This is a genomic window from Jingyaoa shaoxingensis (assembly GCF_014385005.1).
GTDB classification, from domain to species: Bacteria; Bacillota; Clostridia; order Lachnospirales; family Lachnospiraceae; genus Marvinbryantia; species Marvinbryantia shaoxingensis.
Map to the genome: position 1 here is coordinate 41,799 of NZ_JACRSZ010000008.1, position 16,464 is coordinate 58,262.

At 41.8% G+C, this 16,464-nt stretch carries 16 protein-coding genes; 3 read left to right on the plus strand and 13 right to left on the minus strand.

What is annotated here, in order from left to right:
* Window positions 1-2: 2 nt before the first annotated feature.
* Window positions 3-1,139 carry an amidohydrolase family protein gene (locus H8716_RS08930; protein WP_249308258.1) on the minus strand — a complete coding sequence of 379 codons (1,137 nt, stop codon included), beginning with the start codon at window positions 1,137-1,139 and terminating at the stop codon, window positions 3-5.
* A 233-nt stretch (window positions 1,140-1,372) separates the two neighbouring features.
* Between H8716_RS08930 and H8716_RS08935 the strand changes: the two genes are divergently transcribed.
* On the plus strand, window positions 1,373-2,317 hold the full coding sequence (locus tag H8716_RS08935; RefSeq protein ID WP_249308260.1) for a LysR family transcriptional regulator: 945 nt from the start codon (window positions 1,373-1,375) through the stop codon (window positions 2,315-2,317).
* Window positions 2,318-2,582: 265 nt separating this feature from the next.
* Here H8716_RS08935 and H8716_RS08940 read toward each other — a convergent pair whose 3' ends face one another.
* The 10 genes from H8716_RS08940 to H8716_RS08985 form a co-directional block, all read right to left on the minus strand.
* Window positions 2,583-3,023, minus strand: coding sequence for an RpiB/LacA/LacB family sugar-phosphate isomerase (locus H8716_RS08940; RefSeq protein ID WP_249308262.1), 441 nt, complete (start codon window positions 3,021-3,023; stop codon window positions 2,583-2,585).
* A 19-nt stretch (window positions 3,024-3,042) separates the two neighbouring features.
* A complete protein-coding gene (dhaL, locus tag H8716_RS08945; RefSeq protein WP_117448253.1) occupies window positions 3,043-3,681 on the minus strand; it encodes a dihydroxyacetone kinase subunit DhaL in 639 nt (212 codons plus the stop codon).
* A gap of 15 nt (window positions 3,682-3,696) precedes the next feature.
* Window positions 3,697-4,692: a dihydroxyacetone kinase subunit DhaK gene (locus H8716_RS08950; RefSeq protein ID WP_249308264.1), complete on the minus strand. Its 996-nt coding sequence runs from the start codon at window positions 4,690-4,692 to the stop codon at window positions 3,697-3,699.
* Window positions 4,673-5,488 carry a triose-phosphate isomerase family protein gene (locus H8716_RS08955; RefSeq protein ID WP_249308266.1) on the minus strand — a complete coding sequence of 272 codons (816 nt, stop codon included), beginning with the start codon at window positions 5,486-5,488 and terminating at the stop codon, window positions 4,673-4,675. The genes H8716_RS08950 and H8716_RS08955 overlap by 20 nt, the downstream gene beginning before the upstream one ends.
* Window positions 5,478-6,509, minus strand: coding sequence for an ABC transporter permease (locus H8716_RS08960; protein WP_249308268.1), 1,032 nt, complete (start codon window positions 6,507-6,509; stop codon window positions 5,478-5,480). Before H8716_RS08960 ends, H8716_RS08955 begins: the two co-directional genes overlap by 11 nt.
* Before the next feature lie 17 nt (window positions 6,510-6,526).
* Window positions 6,527-7,534 carry an ABC transporter permease gene (locus H8716_RS08965; protein ID WP_249308270.1) on the minus strand — a complete coding sequence of 336 codons (1,008 nt, stop codon included), beginning with the start codon at window positions 7,532-7,534 and terminating at the stop codon, window positions 6,527-6,529.
* Window positions 7,531-9,066 carry a sugar ABC transporter ATP-binding protein gene (locus tag H8716_RS08970; RefSeq protein ID WP_117449975.1) on the minus strand — a complete coding sequence of 512 codons (1,536 nt, stop codon included), beginning with the start codon at window positions 9,064-9,066 and terminating at the stop codon, window positions 7,531-7,533. Before H8716_RS08970 ends, H8716_RS08965 begins: the two co-directional genes overlap by 4 nt.
* Window positions 9,067-9,144: 78 nt before the next feature.
* Window positions 9,145-10,143 carry an autoinducer 2 ABC transporter substrate-binding protein gene (locus H8716_RS08975; RefSeq protein WP_249308272.1) on the minus strand — a complete coding sequence of 333 codons (999 nt, stop codon included), beginning with the start codon at window positions 10,141-10,143 and terminating at the stop codon, window positions 9,145-9,147.
* Between the two features lie 57 nt (window positions 10,144-10,200).
* Window positions 10,201-10,764: an SIS domain-containing protein gene (locus tag H8716_RS08980; protein WP_117449977.1), complete on the minus strand. Its 564-nt coding sequence runs from the start codon at window positions 10,762-10,764 to the stop codon at window positions 10,201-10,203.
* Window positions 10,765-10,781: 17 nt separating this feature from the next.
* On the minus strand, window positions 10,782-11,798 hold the full coding sequence (locus tag H8716_RS08985; protein ID WP_249308274.1) for a substrate-binding domain-containing protein: 1,017 nt from the start codon (window positions 11,796-11,798) through the stop codon (window positions 10,782-10,784).
* A 211-nt stretch (window positions 11,799-12,009) separates the two neighbouring features.
* Between H8716_RS08985 and H8716_RS08990 the strand changes: the two genes are divergently transcribed.
* Window positions 12,010-13,788 carry a sensor histidine kinase gene (locus H8716_RS08990; RefSeq protein ID WP_249308276.1) on the plus strand — a complete coding sequence of 593 codons (1,779 nt, stop codon included), beginning with the start codon at window positions 12,010-12,012 and terminating at the stop codon, window positions 13,786-13,788.
* The gene (locus tag H8716_RS08995) at window positions 13,766-15,274 is read left to right on the plus strand and encodes a response regulator transcription factor (RefSeq protein ID WP_249308278.1); all 1,509 of its coding nucleotides are present in this window, start codon (window positions 13,766-13,768) and stop codon (window positions 15,272-15,274) included. The genes H8716_RS08990 and H8716_RS08995 overlap by 23 nt, the downstream gene beginning before the upstream one ends.
* A gap of 78 nt (window positions 15,275-15,352) precedes the next feature.
* Here H8716_RS08995 and H8716_RS09000 read toward each other — a convergent pair whose 3' ends face one another.
* Together H8716_RS09000 and dhaL (H8716_RS09005) are read right to left on the minus strand one after the other, a co-directional pair.
* A complete protein-coding gene (locus H8716_RS09000) occupies window positions 15,353-15,793 on the minus strand; it encodes an RpiB/LacA/LacB family sugar-phosphate isomerase (RefSeq protein WP_249308262.1) in 441 nt (146 codons plus the stop codon).
* A 20-nt stretch (window positions 15,794-15,813) separates the two neighbouring features.
* Window positions 15,814-16,452: a dihydroxyacetone kinase subunit DhaL gene (gene dhaL / locus H8716_RS09005; RefSeq protein WP_117448253.1), complete on the minus strand. Its 639-nt coding sequence runs from the start codon at window positions 16,450-16,452 to the stop codon at window positions 15,814-15,816.
* Window positions 16,453-16,464: the final 12 nt, after the last annotated feature.

The following is a 16,464-nucleotide window of genomic DNA, read 5'->3' on the forward strand; positions in this document are numbered from 1 at the left end:
TTTTATAAAAAGTCATACGCCCTGTATAACTGAGCTCCTTCTTTTATTGTAGATTCTACCTTGATCAGATGTTTGCCTTCATACAAATTGTCATATCTGTCATGGTAATGAACCGGATGTTCCACAATACGTAAAATTGCAATATCAGCCAGTCTGCCTGCTTTCAGAAAACCATCATGATCAATCCCCATTAATCTGGCAGGAACATCTGTGCATCGCTTCAGAATATCTTCAAATGACATTCCCAGATTCAATAATTCGGAAAGTATGTATGTAAAAGAATAAGTTGGCGCCTTGAACGCTGACAGCATACTTAAATCAGAACTGATGATATCCGGCAAAAATCCCTGATCAATTGCTGCTTTTGCTATTTTACCGGAAAAATTAAATGCCCCATGCCCAAGTTCAAACAGTACGCCTTTTTTTCTTGCCTCCCATACCTCCGGAAGTACCCTGTCATTATCATCCAGAATGGTATTTCCCTTCTGATGATACATATGGCAGAAAATATCTCCCGGTCTCAGGCGATCTAATGTTTCACTTACCTCCCCCGGCGAATCTGTAATATGTACAGAAAGTCTCAAGCCCAGCCTTTCACCCAACGCCACAGATCCTTCCAATGGTTTCAGTCCAAGATCTCCTACAATATTTTTACTCTGCCTGAGCTTCAAACCAATAATTTGATTCTTATACTTCTCAACAAGCATTTCGATTCTTTCTGTATCAAACATTGCCGGATCCGGATTTTCATTTATCTGATGTGTAAGCTGACCTATTGTTGCAACATTAAGAAAACTCTTAATTGTCATAATACTATTTACCACATTATGGCGGTAAAATGCCTCAAAATCGGCAGCTCCTGTAGATCCTGCATCTACCATGGATGTTACCCCGTTCGGAATCTGGACCAAATCCGCCGGTAACGAAAAATCACTGATTCCATAAGCAGCATGTGCATGAAAATCAACCAGCCCCGGTGTAACATAACATCCTCTGGCATCTATTGATCTGACAGAATCCTGATCTGTGAGATCACCAACCGCCGCAATATGACGTCCATTGACCGCCAGATCACCTGTCTGTTTCAATCCACTTCTTGGATCCAGGAGAATCCCGCCCCGGATTATTAGGTCAAACATATATTTTTTCTCCTTTCTTCCTTTTCCTTTTTATTGTTTATTTTTATCATTATTTTTTGTATTGTTATATTTTTATCAACACTATATACAATTTTTATTAATTGTGCCTATATTATTTATGCATCTTTCTCATTTCCTGTCTTTATTTTATGCAATTTTATTGTGAAAGTCCAATTCCAATGTTATTATATATATTATAACTTTTATATTATACTGTAAGGGAGCTCAAGACTATGATACCTGGAAATTATGAGTATTTTATTAGCATTGTTCAATGTGGAAGTCTGACAAAGGCCGCTGAAAAACTGTATATTTCTCAACCATCTCTCAGCCAGTATCTGAAACGACTGGAAAACAATCTTGGTGTGGAACTGTTTGATCACGGCTCCTCACCTCTTCGTCTTACTTATACAGGAGAACGTTACTACCATCATGTATTACAGCTCCAGAAAATGGATAAAGAATTGCTAAAAGAATTTCAGGATATCAAAAATGACGTAAGCGGACGCCTTCGTCTGGGTATTGCCCTGTGGCGCGGTGCCTGCCTGCTTCCTGAAGTCTTTCCCTGCTTCCATAAAACTTATCCTGAAATAGAAGTAGAGTTATTTGAGGGTCGCTCTAATCAGCTGGAATCGGCTCTCCTTCACGATAACATTGACCTGGCAATTATGAATCTTCCTCACAACCTGAACTACGGAAAACTCACCTGTGAGCGAATTATTGAAGAACCCATCCTTCTTGCTGCTCCAACCACGCATCCTGTCATTCAGGAATTACTTCAAAATTGTCCATACCATGGTTCTTATCCTGTAGCACCATTAAACGTTCTGAATCAGCTTCCACTGATTATCACGAAACCAGGACAGAATCTGACTCATGAAATCAACTATTTTCTTGGAAGAAATCAACTGGAACCAGAAATATTAATGGATACCGGTAATCTGACTACTGCAATTAATCTTACAGCCCGGAACGTTTCCTGCACTTTTGTTCCGGCAGAAGGTGCAAAGGTATGCAGCCACCCAGGAAAAGTTACTTTTTTCATGATGGATGACCCGGATTTTCACTGGCCATTGGCTGCCGTTTATAAAAAAGATTCCTATCTTCCCAAAATTGCACAATTATTTATTTCTACTCTGCGTGAAACACTTGGTTCACTGCAAGACGAATTTATGTAATTAAAAACAGGATAGACGCTATTATTTGCGACTATCCTGTTCTAACATGTTCTTTTGATGGACGATTTTATCCTGCGAACAATGGACCTTATTATTCACTGTCTGTAAAGACTGGAACTGTCTTACATCAAATTATACTCTTTGCGAAGTTCTTCCTTCATTTTTTCGTATTCTTTTTCCCCCATCTGATATAGCCTCCAGCAGGATTGCATATTAAAATCCCCCGCTGATCTGATATTGCATCAGACCAGCGGAGGATTCTTCTTTATCTTTCCTGATCATATTTTACAAATGCATCTACCTTGGGCTGTGAACCGCAGCCTTTTACGAATTCATTTGTAAGGAATTCGGTTGTCAGAAATTCTCTTTCCTTGCATCCTGTTGTAAATGCACCCATGCAGATGATGTTAGCGTCATTACTCAGTCTTGCTCTCTGGGCAGAGTAATAATCTGTTACCAGTGCCGCATAGGCACCTTTCACTTTATTTGCCGCGATGGACATTCCGATTCCGGTTCCGCAGATCAGGATACCGCGGTCATATTCACCGGCTGCTACGGCTTCTCCGACTTTTATGGCAACATTGGCATATATCGGATCTTCACTTCCAAAGTCTGAAACTTCTCCGTATCCTTTTGCTTTTATGTAGTCCATCAATTCTTCTTTTTCTTTCTGTGCATTCGGGTCACAGCCTATTGCAATTTTCATTTTGACACCCCCGGATTCCTTATTCTAATACGGATTTCATACCATCTGCCATTGCCTTCAGCATGATACAGCAGGATGTTGCTCCGGCATCCAGAACACCTCTGGAACGTTCACCCAGTCTGCTGGAACGGCCATACTTTGCAACCATGTCTTTTGTAGACTCTTTTCCCGTCTCTGCGCAGTCCTTCATTTCATCCAGTGCCTGTGCAAAGTCTTTTCCTTCTGCTGCGGCTTTCTTCATGCACTCCACGCATGGATTTAAGGTATCTACCAGTGTCTTATCGCCAGGTCTTGCATCCACGATACCATACAGTCCTTCCAGTCCTGCTTCCAGCATTTTTGCAAATACTTCCAGGGTAATGTCTTCTTCCTCTTCAGCAGAATCTGCCATGTCCATGAAAATGGTTCCATAGATCGGTCCCATAGATCCGCCGATCTCATTCAGCAGAACCATTCCAAGGTCATTCAATCCGTCTGTAAATGTGGTTTCATCTTCTCCCAAACGTTCCCCATAGGTAACAAATCCTTTGTTCATATTCATTCCATGGTCTCCGTCACCGATCAGGCCATCGATATCACCCAGATACTGTTTATTTTCATGAATGGCCTGTACCATATTCAGCAAAATCGGACGGCCTTTTGCGTTCTTTACTACCATTTTTCTGCGCTCCTTTTATCTCTCATGAAATCCCATCGTATACGCTGGCATATCCAGCATTTTCTTTAATTCGTCGTCCAATTTTGTTATGGTAAGGGATGCTCCCATCATATCCATCGAGGTAAGGTAATTTCCTACATATGATTTATAAATATGTATTTTTTTTGCATCAAGTATCTTTGCCACCTCATTATATAATACATACTGCTCATTCAACGGTGTTGCTCCCATACCATTAATCAGTACACTTACCTCATCACCTTCTTCAAAAGGATAATCCGGAAGAATAATATCCGTAAGCCGCTTCGCAATTCCGGCTGCACTTTCCAGTTTGCATACTTCCATTCCTGGTTCGCCGTGAGGACCAACCCCCACTTCCATAGTTCCTTCTTTAATTTCAAAATTCGGATGCCCAACTGCCGGCAGTGTACAAGGTGTCAACCCAACCCCTGCACTTCTGGAATGATCTACTGCTTTTTGTGCCACACGAATCACTTCATCCAAATCTGCGCCTGTAGACGCCATAGCTCCACCACATTTATACATAATGATTTCACCTGCAATTCCACGTCTCTTTTCACGCTCTGCAAGTGGTGCGCTTGCTACATCATCATTACAGCATACTGTTTTTACCGTCAGACCCATTTTTTTTGCCATCTTGACAGCCATTTTTACATTCATGTTATCACCGGAATAATTACCATACAGACACGCAACACCTTTTCCGCCATCTGCGGCTGTGAATGCATCAAGAAAAGCTTTTGCTGTAGGTGATGAGCAGATCTCTCCGACTGCCACTGCATCACACATTCCTTCTCCACAGAAACCGATAAATGCAGGTTTATGTCCGGAACCGCCTCCCGTCACCACTCCAACTCGTCCTTTTGTGGACGTTTTTGCCCGAATTGCTCTTGGATTATCCGTCGGCTCCACAATATCTGCATGCACTCGCATAAAACCTTCCAGCATTTCATCTGTAATATTATCAGGATTATTCAATATTCTCTGCATCGCTTTTTCCTCTTTTCTGTTCAAATATCACTTTGCGAATGATTCTGTTGAATCCTTCTGCATCCCACGCATTTCTTCCGATTCCAAGTCCATCTATCTGCTGCTGCTCTATGAGTGGCAGAGCATTTTCTTTATCCACACTTCCACCATAAATAATCGGTATGCTGTCCGCCCTGTCCTGGCCATATAATTCTGCCAGGCAGTTCCGTATGATCTCATGACTTTTTTCTGCATACTGAGGTGAAACTACGGCTCCCGATACCCCAATTGCCCATACCGGTTCATATAAAATCCGGAGCAGATGTAATTTCTCTGTTGATACCCCCTGGAGACATTTCTTTAACTGAATTTTTAATACTTCTTCTGTAATCCCCTGCTGCTTTTGCTGCTCTGTTTCCCCTATACACAGATAGACACAAATATCCTGTTCTGTTGCCAGCAACACCTTCTTTCTGATTTCTTCATTACTCTCATTCATCTTGCAGCGCCGGTCCGAATGTCCTGCCATCACACAGTCGACTTCCAGTTCTTTTAACATTTCTATTGAGATTTCCCCGGTATAACCGATTTCACGTCCCCCACATACATTTTGGGCTCCCAAAAGAATGCCTCTTTTTTTCTCACTGCTTTTTACAGCATACAACGCTGCATATGGAAGCATAACTGCAATCTCCACCTGCATACCGCCAAGATCTGCGACTTTCTGATTCAATTCTTCAAAATACTGAATACTTTCTTTTATTCCTTTTGACATTTTTGTATTTGTCACAAAAAACAAACGCTTATTATTTTGCATTTTCCAGCCTCTTTGCATTCATTTCTCGAATCTTTGCATTTCTGCTGATCTTTGCCTGCATCATATTGATCAACATAATAACCAGAAGCATCATTCCCCAGATCAGTTTCTTCGAATACGGTGAAAACTGCCATAATGTAAATGCCGTCTGCATTAACTGCATACAGAATGTTGCAATAAAGACACCGTACAGTCTTCCTTTTCCACCTGAAGGACTGATTCCGCCGAGAACCGATATCATAATAACCTGCAGCTGATAACTGTCACCGTATCCGCATCTGGCAGAGTTCGCCCTTGCCATGATCATTAAAGATGCAATACCCGCCATCAGACCGGATATGGTATATATTCTCATAATTACTCTTTCATTATCAATGCCGGCGAATCTGGATGCTGTATGATTTTCTCCGATATAGTGAATCTCATGACCTAATTTTGTTCGATCCAGTGCCAGAATCAGAACAATAAATACGACGACAGCTGTGATAAATACGATTGGGATACCGGCAACAGAACCAGATCCGAATTTCAAAAACGATTCCGGATAACCTCCAATACTGTTGCCACCTGTGATTCCCATTGCAAGTCCGGAAAACAGTGTCATTGTAGACAACGTGGCCACAATTGGGGATACCGAAAACTTAGATATGATAAGTCCATTCATCAGACCACACAAACTGCTGACGATCACCGTCACAATTATTGCAACCAGAATCGTTACCACATTTCCCGCCTTCTGAATGTCGAAAAATTTTCCTGTCAGAACCATTGCCGCCAGAAGACTGGATAAATTGGCATTTGCCACGATGGACAGGTCAATACCTCCCTGAAGCATACACAGCGCCATTCCAAAAGCAAGTACCGCTACTTCTGAAAGCTGAAACGCCATGCTGGAAAGAGTCTGTCCGTTAAACATACTGGTTCCAAAACTGGCAAGCATGATTACGCAGATTCCCAGGAAAAAGATAAACAAAATGGCCATTGATATATCCCTGTTGAGATACTCCTTTAACTTCTTCATATTTTCTTCCTCCTGTGCTATTCTGTGTAAATAAAGTTCTTTCGATTCTGTACTCTGTTCTGATAAGATGTGGACATAATACTGATCAGCAAGACAATTCCCATGAAAAAGTCCTGCCATGCAGCAGACAGTCCCAGATAAACCAGGGTCTGATTAAACAGAAAATACAGGATCACTCCCAACAATGTTCCAAATATTTTTCCGTAACCTCCACTCGGCTTCGCACCGCCAATTACCACGCAGGCAATCACGGACATTTCCGTTCCGACCAGAGATACCGGATTGACAGAATTCGTACCGGCAATATAGATGATTCCCATGATTCCTCCCAGGAATCCCGCATAACCGTAAATAAACAGTCTCAGTAAAGTTACATTAAAACCAGCTCTTCTTGCCGCTTCATTATTACATCCCAGAGCGAAAATACCTTTTCCGATCAATGTTTTATGTAAAATAATGTAGGTAAGCAGTACACATAATACTACCGGTATAATAAATACCGATAATCCGATTTTGCCGCCATACTGGTTTACTGTGGTAAATATCTTGGCTGAACTCAATGCACGGAATTGTTCCGGAAGATCACTGGCTCCGACATTCTTGGTTCCGATCAGAATCGTCATAACTCCAAAGAATACACTTGCAGTTGCCAGAGTGATAATAAACGGTTCCAGTTTCAGAATATTAATTAATACTGCGTTGATCAGTCCCAGAAGAATACCGATTGCAATTGAAATCAAAAATGCCAGAAACAGACTTTTTATATTACACCACATGCAAATTCTTAAGGATGCATATCCCCCGAATATTGCAACTGCCGGAAAGGATACATCAATTCCGCCTGAAATCATAACCACCAGAACTCCCATTGCAAGTATGGTCGTTCCTGCAGCAGATCTGACCATATTAAATAATGTAGTCAGACTTAAAAATGCCGGATTTCTCATTGCAACAATGATGCAGTACACAACAATAATTGCAATCAGAAAGCGCTGTGTTTTGTCAATTTTTTTTAATCCTTTCATGATTGCGCCTCCTTACCTGCTTTTTTTCCGGATTCTACCAGCGCATTAATCTGCTCTCTGATATCCGGAGCCTGCATTTCTTCTTCAGAATATTCTTTCACTACTTCACCGTCAAACATAACCACCACTCTGTTACAGTTGCTGACGATTTCTTCCACTTCATCCGAAATAATAATGACACCAATTCCGGCCTCGGCAAATTTCTGAATATATTCATAAATTTCTGATTTGGATCCAATATCAATACCAACAGTCGGTGTATCCAGAATAAATAATTTCGGATGAGAAGCTGCCCATCTGGCAATCAGTGCTTTTTGCTGATTTCCACCGGATAATGTATTGATCAGTGTTTCTTCGTTATATACCTTTATACGAAACTGCTCTATCGCATCTTTCGCTAATTTGCGTGATTTATTTTGATCTATATTTCCTAAGAATCCTGTTAATCTTTTCAGAATTGCTGCTGCTACATTTTCATTGATACTCTTCTGCAGAAACAGTCCCTGTATTGCACGTTCTTCCGGAACCAGTCCGATTCCAAGATCAATTGCATCCTGCGGACAGGAAATCTTCACCGGTTTTCCTTCCATACAAATCTCTCCGCTGTCCGGTTTATTTAAGCCAAAGATTGAAAGTGCCAATTCTGTACGTCCTGCTCCAAGAAGACCTGTCAGCCCTAAAATATCTCCCTTTCTCACATCCAGACTTACATTCTTATAATTTCCTGCCTTACTGAGATTTTTTACTTCCAGCAATTTAGTATGATCTTCCTGTTTTCTCTCATATTGCTGATATGCTACTTCTCTTCCCGTCATATAAAATGCAAGTTTTTGTGCATCCATATCCGCTGCCGCGAAATCACCTATTTTTTGTCCGTCTCGGATTACTGTAATACTGTCTGCAATTCTCATAACTTCATCCAGTTTGTGACTGATAAATACTACCGCTATATTTCTCTTCTTTAATCCCATGACAATATCAAGCAGACTGTCTACTTCATTTTTCGTTAATGCCGTCGTAGGTTCGTCCATAAACAGAAGCTTTGCATCCAGTGCCAGTGCTCTGCAGATTGCAATCAACTGACGGTTTGCAATCGATAATTCCTGAATACTTGCGTCCAGCGGGATATCTACTCCAATCAGTTTCAATGCATCTTCTGCGATTTTACGGATCTCTTTTTTATTTGTCAGCGGTTTTCCTTCCTTGATGAGTTTGTTTATTGCGATATTATCTGCAACAGACATTTCCTGAAACAGGGACAAGTCCTGGAAAATAACCTGAATTCCTTCATCAATGGCCTGTTTTGCAGAATGTTTCGTACAATCTTTCCCATTTATCCGGATGGTTCCTGATGTACACTCTTCTACCCCTGCAATAATTTTTACAAATGTGGATTTTCCACATCCGTTTTCCCCTGCGAGACATTTAATCTCTCCCTCTTTAATGGTAATGCTCACATCATTCAGTGCCTGTACGCCTACATAACTTTTACAGATATGCTCTGCCTCTACTATATTCTTTGCATTTATCATCGAACATTGCCTCCATTTATTTTTAAAAGAAGTGCGGGCCTGTTACCCGCCCGCACACCTTATTCATCGAAATACGATTTAGAATGGATAGTCATCTACATTATCAGCATCGAATACTAATGGTGCATTTCCGATTACCAGATTTCCATCGACTGTAACTGTTTCATATCCTTCTTTTGTGAATGAAGATTCACTTGTAATTTCTTCACCTTTTAAGATATTATAAGCAATCTCACATGCTGTATAACCTGCGTCTGCCGGTCTCCAGCAAAGACCTCTGTACTGTGTTCCGTCTTTGATATAAGCTCCGCCCTGTGATGGTGTAGCAAGACCAACCAGTTTAATATCTGTACGTCCCTGTTCTTCCAGTGCAAGTGCCATACCATTGGAAGATGCCGCACAGTCTACCAGACCTTTCAGATCCGGATATGCTGCGATTGCCTGAACTGCCAGATCATAAGCTGTCTGTTCGTTATTGTCATCTTCTCCAGGAATTCCGTCCGGGTTAACCAGTTCCATATCCGGATAGTTTTCTTTCAGGTAATCAACCATAGAATTGAACCACTGCATATGAGTTGTCATTCCAAGTCCGCCAACCGCTGCATAATACTGACCTTCTCCACCCATTGCTTCTGCCAGATACTGACCGTATAATGTTCCGAAATAATCGTTATCGAATGCTTCCAGGTCATAATCTACATAATCCAGTATATCGGACGCTTCATGTGTAACAACAACAATGCCCTTATCTCTTGCTTTCTGAAGTGTCTCAGCTACTGCCTGCGCATCTACAGGTACACAGCAAATTGCATCTACACCCTGGGCAATCAGGTCTTCCAGCATAGCATTCTGTTTTGCTGCGTCAGAACCTTCCGGGTTAATTTCGTATGAATATACATCCTCGTGATCAGCATTGAATTCATCTACACCGGTACGCATATCATCAAACCATGCAATACCTTCTGTCTTTGCGCAAAGTGCAATTGTGTATTCTGCATCTTTGTCTGCTGCCACCGCCGGAACTGCCATAGACACTGCCATCGCTGCTGCAAGTATTAACGCCATTCTCTTTTTCATTTTTGTAATCCTCCCAAGATTATATATTTATATAAACACCCCCACGTGCCTATATCGTTACTCTACATTCCGGTGACGCATGGACATTTTTTCAAATGTCAGATCCGGAATTTCATCTACGAGTGTCATAACAATCACATCAAATACCATTAACAGACACTGTTCAAACAGATTTCCCATTGGCTGAAAGGAAGGTACCACAGGATCTGTCCCTCTGTACACACAGGCCGGGATAAAGAATACCTGATCTGCTACTTCTTTCGCTGTTTTTCCACTTGGAGAACCGGTTACCACACAAATGTATGCTCCTGCTTCTTTTGCTCTTCTGCAGACATAATCAATATGTCCTATGCTTCCATCCCCCAGCGTTGCAATCAGAAGATCACCTTTACCGATATGCGGTGTTGTATCATCCCAGATCCAGTGCACTTCTTTTCCCATATGCATCAGTCTCATTGCAAAGGCTCTGGTCATCATTCCTTCACGTCCGACTCCAATGCAGAAAATTCTGTCATGTTTCTTTATGAGCTCTATAAACTCTCTCATGCTATTCTGATCCAGTGTTTCAAAAACCTGCCGGTATTCTTTCAGCATGGTTTCGTATTTTTCTTTATAATCCATTGTGTTTACCCCCTTTATCAGAACATATAATCCTCTATATTCTCCGCAGTATATTCCAGCGGCGCACTTCCATAAGCAATTCCATCTTTGACTCGAACAGATTCATATCCTGTGGCCTTCAGATCAGTTCCATTTTCCACTGTCTGTCCCGATGCCAGCAAATAAGCCGCATAACACACTGCATATCCCGCATCTGCCGGTCTCCATGCAAGAATACTGATCAGTGAACCGTTTCCCAGAAAATCTGTTACCTGGGACGGTACTGCCAGAGAAACAACTTTCACTTTATCTGACAGTTTTTTCTCTGAAAGCGCATTGCACACGCCGGCGCCATATGCGGAACATTCGATGATTCCCCCCAACTGCGGATAATTGTCTACCAGATATTTCGTGGCTTCATAGGCACCTGCCAGAGAATTCCCATCCTCCTGAGGTTCCTGTGTCAGGCACATCATATCCGGATAATTGTCTTCAATATAACTGACTGCTGCCTGATACCATTCCATATGAGTGTCCATATTTCTGCTTCCCACTATCCCGGCATAGTATCCTTTACCATCCATGGCCTCTGCAATATTTTTTCCAAATAATTCTCCGAATGTCTTATTCACAAATGCTTCCACATCCAGATCCACCTTATCTGCAATACTCGGTGCTTCATGTGTCACTACCACAATCCCCATATCCCGGGCTTCCTGTATCACGTCCACCAGTTCCTCCGGATCATTTGGTACAATACAGATGGCATTCACACCCTGTTCCATCAGACTTTCCACGATCCTGACCTGTCCTTTTGCATCATTCGTCTCAGGATACTGCATGGAAACATTCAATCCGATATCTTTTTTCAATTGCTCCACACCGGTTTCCATATCTTCAAACCATGGATCACTCTGTTTTGCAATCATTACAATCTGATAACCTGCAGGATCTGCCGTTGCCAGAACGCTGCTTTCCTGCATGATCATACAGGCACCGCATATCAACCCCGCTGCTGCAAGCTTTTTCCATAATGGTTTCTGTCTTTTTTTCATTTTGACCTCTTCTCCATCTGTAGTCTGACCTGCGATTTTCCTGCTTTCATTAATTTATCTGACACAATTTATTATAGTTCCGGGCACTTTGATTGAACATAAAAAAAACCGACCTCTGATTTTAAAAAACCGATTTCTTCTATTTATCTTTCATTTTTTGCCTGTTTTCGTGTTACACTGAGAAAAAGCCCAGGCAAAAGGAACTACTGACATGAAAGAAAAAATGTTATCGCACATCAGAAATTTTTCGTTGCATTCTAAAATTACTCTGATTGTATCTCTGGCCGTGATACTGCTCACAACCATGTCCATCGGCGGCATTACCATGACCATTAATTCCGGAAATGCCCTGATTTACAAGGCGCTTGCCGGTTCACTGAATTATACTTCTTCTGATATTTCTTCAAAACTGTCTAATATTGAATCTATGACAAATATGATTGTAACCAATAGTAACATCCGGCAGAATCTGATTATTCTGAAGGATGAAGATTACGAAATTAAAAAGAAAAATGCCAGGAGTAATCTGGAGCGTCTCCTGACCGATTATCAGCAGACTTATAAAAATAACAGTATTGGTTATATCAGCATTTATTCTAATGATATGCATGTTACCAGCTATGAACCGGGATGTTCTTCCACTCCTGCTCATGTGCATACCAGCATCATTGCTGAAACAAAGTCCAACTCCGGTTATCCTGTATGGGATACCTCTTACTGCGGGACACATGGATTGTTCCTCGGCCGGGAATCCAGACAGGTGAAGCATCTTTCTTTTCGGACACTTGGAACCGTCATCGTCAATGTGGACCTGAAAAACCTGATTGCCTCCAGCACACAGTCTATTATTCTGCCCGATAATATTCAGTACATTCTGATGGACGAAAACGATAAAGTTTTTTATTATCCGGATAACTTTACCTTAAAACAGGCTACTGAATTATCCAGAAAACTGGCATCCGACTATCAGGTAATTAACCTTGATCGTACCTCTTATTTTTCAGTACAGGGGGATCTGGGTGCCAATTCCTGGCGTTACATCTGTCTGTTTCCATATAGTACGATGGCCCAAACGATCCACAGAACCGAATTTGCTGTTTTTGTCCTGATTCTTCTTACGCTTGCTCTGATTCTGTTTCTGACCAGAAAACTGGTTGCTCTGACTCTGTCAGATGTCTCCGTGCTTGTGGAAAAGATGAATACCTTTTCTAACAGTGATACGCTTGCCTTTGAAGTCGATCATTCCTATCAGAACCGGACAGACGAAATCGGTATCCTGCATAACCATTTTGATGATATGGTGCGTCAGACTCAGGATCTGATCCGTCAGAATTATGTCAGTGAAATTCTGACAAAAGAGGCTCAGCTCAAAGCACTGGAGAATCAGATCAACCCGCACTTTCTTTACAACACACTTGAATCTGTTAACTGGCGCGCAAAAGCAATCGGGGAATCCGATATTTCAGCTATGGTAGAAGCGCTTGGCGGTCTTCTGCGTGAAACAATCAGTGTCAAAGATAAAGTTAACTCTCTGAAACACGAACTGCAGACTGTATCTCATTACATGACCATTCAGAAAATCCGTTACGGAGACCGGCTGCAATATTGCGAACATGTTCCGGAGACTCTGTTGGATATTGAACTTCCGCATCTGACGATCCAGCCCCTTGTGGAAAATGCTATCTACTATGCGCTGGAAGAAATCATTGAACCATGCCTTATAGAAGTATCCGCACGTCAGGAAAATGATTTTTATATAGTGTCCGTAAAGAACAACGGCTCTCAATTCGAAAACCATGCCCTGGAAAATATGATCAACGGAACTTCTTCCGGTCATGGCTTCGGAGTAGGCATTCTGAACATCCAGAAACGCATTCAAATCATCTACGGTCCCCAGTATGGTCTGGAACTCTGCAATGAAAATGATGACATTGCACTTGTAAATATTTATCTTCCGGGAGGGCATCATGATAAAATTACTCATTGTTGACGACGAAAGAATTATACGCGAAACCATCGCCTCACTGATTGACTGGGATTCTCTCGGCATTTTCCTTATCGGAACTGCGGAAAACGGAATCGAAGCCTATAACAGGATTCTGGATGACTATCCGGATATCGTTCTGACAGATATCAAAATGCCCGGTCTGAGTGGACTGGATCTTATCCAACGCATAAAAGAAATTAACCCTGATACCCAGTTTGTGATTCTTTCCGGGTATGGAGAATTTAAATTCGCACAGCGTGCCATGCAGTACGGTGTGAAACATTACCTGCTGAAACCATGTAACGAAGAACAGATCATTGCCTGCTTAAATTCAGCCAAACAGGACTATCTGAATGCTCTGGCTTCTAAAAATGAACCCGCTCCATCATCTCAGATCATCCAGCCGGTTATTATGAAAAACATTCTGACCTATTATCTTCAGACCCCAACAGAATGGATGCAGGAAAATCCGTCTCCCTATTATCAGTACACCAGTGTAACACAGGAGCCGTATACCCTTTTTTATATCTATTTCATTACACAGGAAACCTTTCTTTCTATCTGTAATGATCTGTATGAAAATATAACTGCACGTTATCCGGATATTCCTTTCCACCTGTTTTATGTGAAGGGAACTATTATCTGTTTTTACCAATCCAATCCTGACATAGCCGCAAGCGTCCTTTTATTTCTGGCAGATTTGAAAACACAGGCCTGCGGTCTGCTCTCTGAATACAAAAAATCAGAATACGATTCTGTCCATTTATTAATGACGGATTTTGTAAAACATATTAAAAATTATGAAGTTATCTATCAGGTAATCGATGATTCCGCTTTACCGATTTATAACTATCATGCTGTGGTAAAAGAACTGTATCGTCTGACTGATCTTGCGTTTTCACTGGATCTGGATACAGCTTTAACAGCTCTGGATGAACTGCTTGCGCTTCTGAACGATATATCTGATCCGGAACTGTTACGCCAGCAGGCTTCTTCTATCATCATTTATGCCATATCCAAACAGACGGAACCGGACATGACAGACGCAATGAAGTATCTGGTTGCTATCAATCAGACGGAACCAAATGATTCTGTCCTCCTGTCTGTCCGCGGGAAACTGACGGAACTGTTTGAGAATTACCATAACTGCAGTTCCTGCGTAAGCCTCAGCCAGAAAATCATCACCTATACGGAACAGAACCTGGAAAAATCCGGTTTATCACTGAAATGGCTTGCGGAAAATTATCTGTTTATGAACGTCGATTACCTGAGTAAACGATTTGCCAAAGAAACAGGAATGAAATTTTCCAAATACCTGACTGATCTGCGTATCCAAAAGGCAAAATATTATATGGAGCAGAGCACCTATAATGTACAGGAAATCGCTGAACTGGTAGGCTGTGGTCAGAATCCACAATATTTCAGCCAGATATTTAAGAAAAATACCGGGCTGTCTCCAAGCCAGTATCTTGCCAGTCTGTTCCATTAAGCACATTCAGAAATATAAAAGCCCCATTCCATCTGGATCATTACTCATACCAGAAAAATGGGGCTTTTTTGTTTTTAATTATCTTTCCTGATCATATTTTACAAATGCATCTACCTTGGGCTGTGAACCGCAGCCTTTTACGAATTCATTTGTAAGGAATTCGGTTGTCAGAAATTCTCTTTCCTTGCATCCTGTTGTAAATGCACCCATGCAGATGATGTTAGCATCATTACTCAGTCTTGCTCTCTGGGCAGAGTAGTAATCTGTTACCAGTGCCGCATAGGCACCTTTCACTTTATTTGCTGCGATGGACATTCCGATTCCGGTTCCGCAGATCAGGATACCACGGTCATATTCACCGGCTGCTACGGCTTCTCCGACTTTTATGGCTACATTTGCATATATCGGATCTTCACTTCCAAAGTCTGAGACTTCTCCGTATCCTTTTGCTTTTATGTAGTCCATCAATTCTTCTTTTTCTTTCTGTGCATTCGGGTCACAGCCTATTGCAATTTTCATTTTGACACCCCCCGGATCCCTTATTCTAATACGGATTTCATACCATCTGCCATTGCCTTCAGCATGATACAGCAGGATGTTGCTCCGGCATCCAGAACACCTCTGGAACGTTCACCCAGTCTGCTGGAACGGCCATACTTTGCAACCATGTCTTTTGTAGACTCTTTTCCTGTCTCTGCGCAGTCCTTCATTTCATCCAGTGCCTGTGCAAAGTCTTTTCCTTCTGCTGCGGCTTTCTTCATGCACTCCACGCATGGATTTAAGGTATCTACCAGTGTCTTGTCGCCAGGTCTTGCATCCACGATACCATACAGTCCTTCCAGTCCTGCTTCCAGCATTTTTGCAAATACTTCCAGGGTAATGTCCTCTTCCTCTTCAGCAGAATCTGCCATGTCCATGAAAATGGTTCCATAGATCGGTCCCATAGATCCTCCGATCTCATTCAGCAGAACCATTCCAAGGTCATTCAATCCGTCTGTAAATGTAGTTTCATCTTCTCCCAGACGTTCCCCATAGGTAACAAATCCTTTGTTCATATTCATTCCATGGTCTCCGTCACCGATCAGGCCATCGATATCACCCAGATACTGTTTATTTTCATGAATAGCCTGTACCATATTCAGCAGAATCGGACGGCCTTTTGCATTCTTTACTACCATTTTTCCGTGCTC

What these genes read in the sequence shown, in the direction of transcription:
- H8716_RS08930 (WP_249308258.1), bottom strand. Translation starts at nt 1,139, where the DNA reads ATGTTTGACCTAATAATCCGGGGCGGGATTCTCCTGGATCCAAGAAGT.
- H8716_RS08935 (WP_249308260.1), top strand. Translation starts at nt 1,373, where the DNA reads ATGATACCTGGAAATTATGAGTATTTTATTAGCATTGTTCAATGTGGA.
- H8716_RS08940 (WP_249308262.1), bottom strand. Translation starts at nt 3,023, where the DNA reads ATGAAAATTGCAATAGGCTGTGACCCGAATGCACAGAAAGAAAAAGAA.
- dhaL (WP_117448253.1), bottom strand. Translation starts at nt 3,681, where the DNA reads ATGGTAGTAAAGAACGCAAAAGGCCGTCCGATTTTGCTGAATATGGTA.
- H8716_RS08950 (WP_249308264.1), bottom strand. Translation starts at nt 4,692, where the DNA reads ATGCAGAGAATATTGAATAATCCTGATAATATTACAGATGAAATGCTG.
- H8716_RS08955 (WP_249308266.1), bottom strand. Translation starts at nt 5,488, where the DNA reads ATGCAAAATAATAAGCGTTTGTTTTTTGTGACAAATACAAAAATGTCA.
- H8716_RS08960 (WP_249308268.1), bottom strand. Translation starts at nt 6,509, where the DNA reads ATGAAGAAGTTAAAGGAGTATCTCAACAGGGATATATCAATGGCCATT.
- H8716_RS08965 (WP_249308270.1), bottom strand. Translation starts at nt 7,534, where the DNA reads ATGAAAGGATTAAAAAAAATTGACAAAACACAGCGCTTTCTGATTGCA.
- H8716_RS08970 (WP_117449975.1), bottom strand. Translation starts at nt 9,066, where the DNA reads ATGATAAATGCAAAGAATATAGTAGAGGCAGAGCATATCTGTAAAAGT.
- H8716_RS08975 (WP_249308272.1), bottom strand. Translation starts at nt 10,143, where the DNA reads ATGAAAAAGAGAATGGCGTTAATACTTGCAGCAGCGATGGCAGTGTCT.
- H8716_RS08980 (WP_117449977.1), bottom strand. Translation starts at nt 10,764, where the DNA reads ATGGATTATAAAGAAAAATACGAAACCATGCTGAAAGAATACCGGCAG.
- H8716_RS08985 (WP_249308274.1), bottom strand. Translation starts at nt 11,798, where the DNA reads ATGAAAAAAAGACAGAAACCATTATGGAAAAAGCTTGCAGCAGCGGGG.
- H8716_RS08990 (WP_249308276.1), top strand. Translation starts at nt 12,010, where the DNA reads ATGAAAGAAAAAATGTTATCGCACATCAGAAATTTTTCGTTGCATTCT.
- H8716_RS08995 (WP_249308278.1), top strand. Translation starts at nt 13,766, where the DNA reads ATGATAAAATTACTCATTGTTGACGACGAAAGAATTATACGCGAAACC.
- H8716_RS09000 (WP_249308262.1), bottom strand. Translation starts at nt 15,793, where the DNA reads ATGAAAATTGCAATAGGCTGTGACCCGAATGCACAGAAAGAAAAAGAA.
- dhaL (WP_117448253.1), bottom strand. Translation starts at nt 16,452, where the DNA reads ATGGTAGTAAAGAATGCAAAAGGCCGTCCGATTCTGCTGAATATGGTA.